A 3828-nucleotide genomic window follows, 5' to 3' on the forward strand; every position below is an offset into this window, starting at 1 on the left:
TTTCTCAGGCTCGTGGAAATGATCACTACTTTCTTGCTCATATTCTCTCCTCCATACACATTATCCTCTTTTACTCTATCACTTGGAGTATACTCCAAGTCAAGAATAAATCTTGATTACGCCATCTTGAAATCTATGCAAAACAGGGCTGCTGCACAAGTCCTTTCCCTGCGATAACCAGTAAGCAAATCTTTCTTGCATATTGGTTATTGCGGTAAAAGGCTTTTGTGCAGCAGCCCCATTGTTTTATCTAGCTAATCCGTTTCATCTGCGGCTGATTAATGAGCCAGTCTCATGGACAGGACCAGGCATTAAAGGTCCATTCTTTAATTCATAGGGATAGTTAAGCGGTACAGTCTCATTCAACGGACCGGTTTCATTCACTGGGCCTACGGCGTTGCCGCCTGTTACGCTGCTCATTTCCTCGCATTGCAATTCTTTCTTATCCTGCATCGTCATTTTAATCGCCCCTTTTCTTTGTCACTATTTGCTTTCTTGTCTATACATACGATTACCGTACGCGTTCATTACGCAGATCAGATAAATAGTTTTGTTCTACTAGCATACGTTTAGAAAATTTGCCCTGGCAGCACCAATTTTTCTTTGAAAGGAAAATCCTTGTCAAATGCCTCAGCCTTTGCCTCATCTACAAAATAACCTTTTGGCGTGGTATATTCACCGGTAATGCCTGACAGATACCCCGGTACCAGTTCCTTGCACAAAAAAAAGGATGCATCCACCCCTTCTGGCAGGCCATGATAACGAATGCCAAAATTGCTGGCATAATCAAAGCCGCTCTTGCCATAGAAACCGATGTTTCCTTCAAAACACAAGGCTCCACAGCCCAATTCAGTAGCTTTCTGCAAGCTGAAATCCAGCAAAATCTTGCCATAGCCCTGCCTTTTCAGTTCCGGACATATGCAAATAGGGCCCATCGTCATAATCGGGATATTCCTGCCATCATCAGCCTTGATAACGGCACGCATAAAGATGTTCTGGCCGATCAACCGGCCATCTTTTTCCATGACAAAATCCAACTCCGGCACAAAGGCTGGGTCATTTCGCAGACAATGCAGAACATAGTGCTCCAGACAGCCAGGCCGATAGACATTCCAAAAAGATTCCCGCACCAGATTTTCCACCTGGCGGCGTTCTTCGATTTTTTCTAAACGGATAATATAGTCATTTTTGCTCATTATTTATTTCCTCCTGATGATTGTTGACTGCAATACCGGGAGGTTCAGGCGAAATTGCAGCTGCGCCAACCTCCCGGTCAGCCTGCAATCTCCAAGGTGTTGTTCTTCAAACAGCAATCTCCTCAACAATAAAAATCAATATGCATATGGATGAAATCATCCACCACTTTGTATTCTATTCTCATAGACCGCAGCTGTCAATCCTCTATGGGAAAAAGCTCCAATAATAAACCATCCAGCAGCTGCACCCATTTTTCCGGCTTGCCCTCTACGGAATGGACGCCTTCATAGGCCAGCATCTTCGCCAAAGTTCCCTTGAAGTCACGCACCCGCAAGCCCAAGTGATGTGCCTGACCGCTTCCGGCATTATCCGATGCAGCCACCAGCTGGATGCCCCCATCCAGCCAAACCTGCTGGAGCCTGCCATCAGCTTCCCGCCGCCGGGTTACGGACATACCCAAAACAGTCTCAAAGAAAGCTAACGTCCAATCAATATCCGCTACCGTAACAGCCGCATGGTCAAGATAAGCGTCTTTATTATTCATCACCAGTCCCCCTTCTAAACATACAAAAATCCCCATAGCTTTATTTCGCTATGGGGAAAATTTTTCCTGTCAGAGGGCTTCATCCATATCCTTCAGATAACGGCCATAGAGCATATTTTTCTTGGCCAGCGGCATATCCTTTTCCTGCTGCATGACAGCCATATAGCGATTAGCAGCCTTATGCGCCTTCATCATCATCTTGTCTGCCCAGTTCATCATTTCCTTTTTCATGCTCAAAACCTCCTCCTCACTTCAACTTCAATCCGTGTTTCTCTTGTTGGCTCTATCATAGCCCAAATCCGCGCCCATGAAAAACACTTATAATCGATTTATCTATTGAGAAAACCGATTGATTGCAGTATGATGAGGAAAAACGGAGGTGACAAGATGAACATCCAGCAGATGCAATATTACGCCGAAGTCTGCCGTTACGAAAACGTGACCCGGGCAGCAGAAACCATGCATATGTCCCAATCAACTCTAAGCCTAGCCATGAAGAATATCGAGGAGGAAACGGGGCTGAATCTCTTCCGTCATGTGGGCCGTAATATCCAGATCACCGAGGATGGGCACGCCCTGCTTCATGAGGTGGAATCCATGCTCAAGCATTTCAAGCGGTTTGAAGGAAGCGTCCGGGAAATCGCCCACCGCCACAACCGCCTGCAAATCGCCCTGCCCTCGCAGATTGCCACGGTTATACTGCCTTTGCTTCTGGAAGAGTTCCGCAAGCTCCACCCGGAAATCGAACTGGAAATCACCGAACCCGCCGGGGGCGAAGCTCTGGATATGGTGGAACGGGAAGAAGTGGATTTGGCTTTTGTCCACGATGCGGATGACCGACCAACATTGACCCTGCGTAAGCTGTCAGACTGGCCCATCTGCCTCTGCGTGCCCGCAGACCATGAATTGACAGGACAAAACTCCATCAGCCTGGCGAAAGCAACAGCTTATCCGTTGGTGCTGTTGGGGCGAAACTTCATTTTGACCCATGAGATTTTGGAAAAATGCCGGAAGCAAAAACTGACACCTCAGGTGCTCCACTATTCTCCGCACCTTTCTACCATCTGGAACATCGTCCGGCAGAAAATCGCCTTTTCCATTCTCACGGGTAATGGCATTCCCGCAGGCAGCGGCCTTGCCGCCATCCCCATAAAGGGGCTGTTTCAGCGGGGCTTTGTCGTCACCAAAAAAGGCCGGCAGATCTACGCCGGAGAGCGTCTGCTTATCGACTTCGTCCGGCAGAAATTCAAGGCGTGAATTGTTATGCGAAAGCCCAGCCCCTATACTTATGCCGGCGTCACTAAAATCGCCAGAGAAATAATCAATAACACCACACCTTGGACAATCCCCAAAGTGTGATTGAGATTTTTCTTCCGGGCGATGAAATCCCGCACCTTTCCGGCACAAAGGGCAATGACGGAAAAAATCACGAAAGCCTGCAGGGCAAAGATAGCCCCCAACAGGGCTATCTGCCAGCTGGCGGCGCTGCTGGACTTGTCAATGAACTGGGGCAGGAAGGCCAGAAAAAAGAGCAGTACCTTCGGATTCAGCACATTCATCAGCACCCCCCGGCGATAAATGGCACCATAAGGCGTCGTGTCCCCAGCCTCTCCGAGCTGCAAATCCCCTTGAGCATGGAAAGCCTGCCAAGCCAGATATAAAAGATAACCTGCCCCCACAAATTTCAAAACCGTAAAGGCCAGCGGCGAGCTTTGGATCAGCGCCGCTATGCCCATCATCACAAGACCGGTATGAAAGACAATGCCGCTGGACAGTCCCGCACTCAAAGCCACTCCTGACCGGACACCATCAGCCAGACTCTTGGACAGCAGATACATATTGTCCGGTCCCGGTGCCAATGTCAGCATCACGGAAGCCGTCAAAAAATATACAAGGGTTGTCGTCTCCATAAAATTCCCCTTCACAGTTATCATCAAACTTGAACTTCTTCCATTATAGTATGTGTGATTCCTTTTTGCATATGGCAATTTTGAATTTTCCCCTATTTGCCTCTACACATCTCTAGGCTAATACTCTCTCCACAGGCGTAGATTCCCGTGCGACCCACGGTATTTTATGAGTTACGT

Annotated in this window: 6 protein-coding genes; 1 reads left to right on the plus strand and 5 read right to left on the minus strand. The window is 48.1% G+C overall.

Translation table 11 applies throughout. The annotated features are described in order from the left end of the window. Positions 1-264: 264 nt before the first annotated feature. The 4 genes from BUB68_RS14715 to BUB68_RS15355 all read right to left on the minus strand — a co-directional run bounded on the left by BUB68_RS14715 (position 265) and on the right by BUB68_RS15355 (position 1972). Positions 265-459 carry a hypothetical protein gene (locus tag BUB68_RS14715; RefSeq protein ID WP_073093016.1) on the minus strand — a complete coding sequence of 65 codons (195 nt, stop codon included), beginning with the start codon at positions 457-459 and terminating at the stop codon, positions 265-267. A 110-nt stretch (positions 460-569) separates the two neighbouring features. Then, positions 570-1196, minus strand: a complete 627-nt coding sequence (locus BUB68_RS14720) for a GNAT family N-acetyltransferase (RefSeq protein ID WP_073093019.1) — start codon at positions 1194-1196, stop codon at positions 570-572. A 197-nt stretch (positions 1197-1393) separates the two neighbouring features. Next, the gene (locus BUB68_RS14725; protein ID WP_073093021.1) at positions 1394-1741 is read right to left on the minus strand and encodes a VOC family protein; all 348 of its coding nucleotides are present in this window, start codon (positions 1739-1741) and stop codon (positions 1394-1396) included. Between the two features lie 69 nt (positions 1742-1810). Beyond that, positions 1811-1972, minus strand: coding sequence for a hypothetical protein (locus BUB68_RS15355; protein WP_178139556.1), 162 nt, complete (start codon positions 1970-1972; stop codon positions 1811-1813). 156 nt (positions 1973-2128) lie between these two features. On the opposite strand from BUB68_RS15355, the gene BUB68_RS14730 reads away from it, so the two are divergent. Further along, positions 2129-2998 (plus strand): LysR family transcriptional regulator, encoded by an 870-nt coding sequence (locus tag BUB68_RS14730; RefSeq protein ID WP_073093024.1) that lies wholly within the window; start codon positions 2129-2131, stop codon positions 2996-2998. A 29-nt stretch (positions 2999-3027) separates the two neighbouring features. Here the strand turns inward: BUB68_RS14730 and BUB68_RS14735 are convergent, their stop codons facing one another. Continuing rightward, the gene (locus BUB68_RS14735) at positions 3028-3651 is read right to left on the minus strand and encodes a LysE family translocator (RefSeq protein WP_073093027.1); all 624 of its coding nucleotides are present in this window, start codon (positions 3649-3651) and stop codon (positions 3028-3030) included. Positions 3652-3828: the final 177 nt, after the last annotated feature.

The organism is Pseudoselenomonas ruminantium, from assembly GCF_900142515.1.
In the GTDB taxonomy this organism is placed as follows: Bacteria; Bacillota; Negativicutes; order Selenomonadales; family Selenomonadaceae; genus Selenomonas_A; species Selenomonas_A ruminantium_D.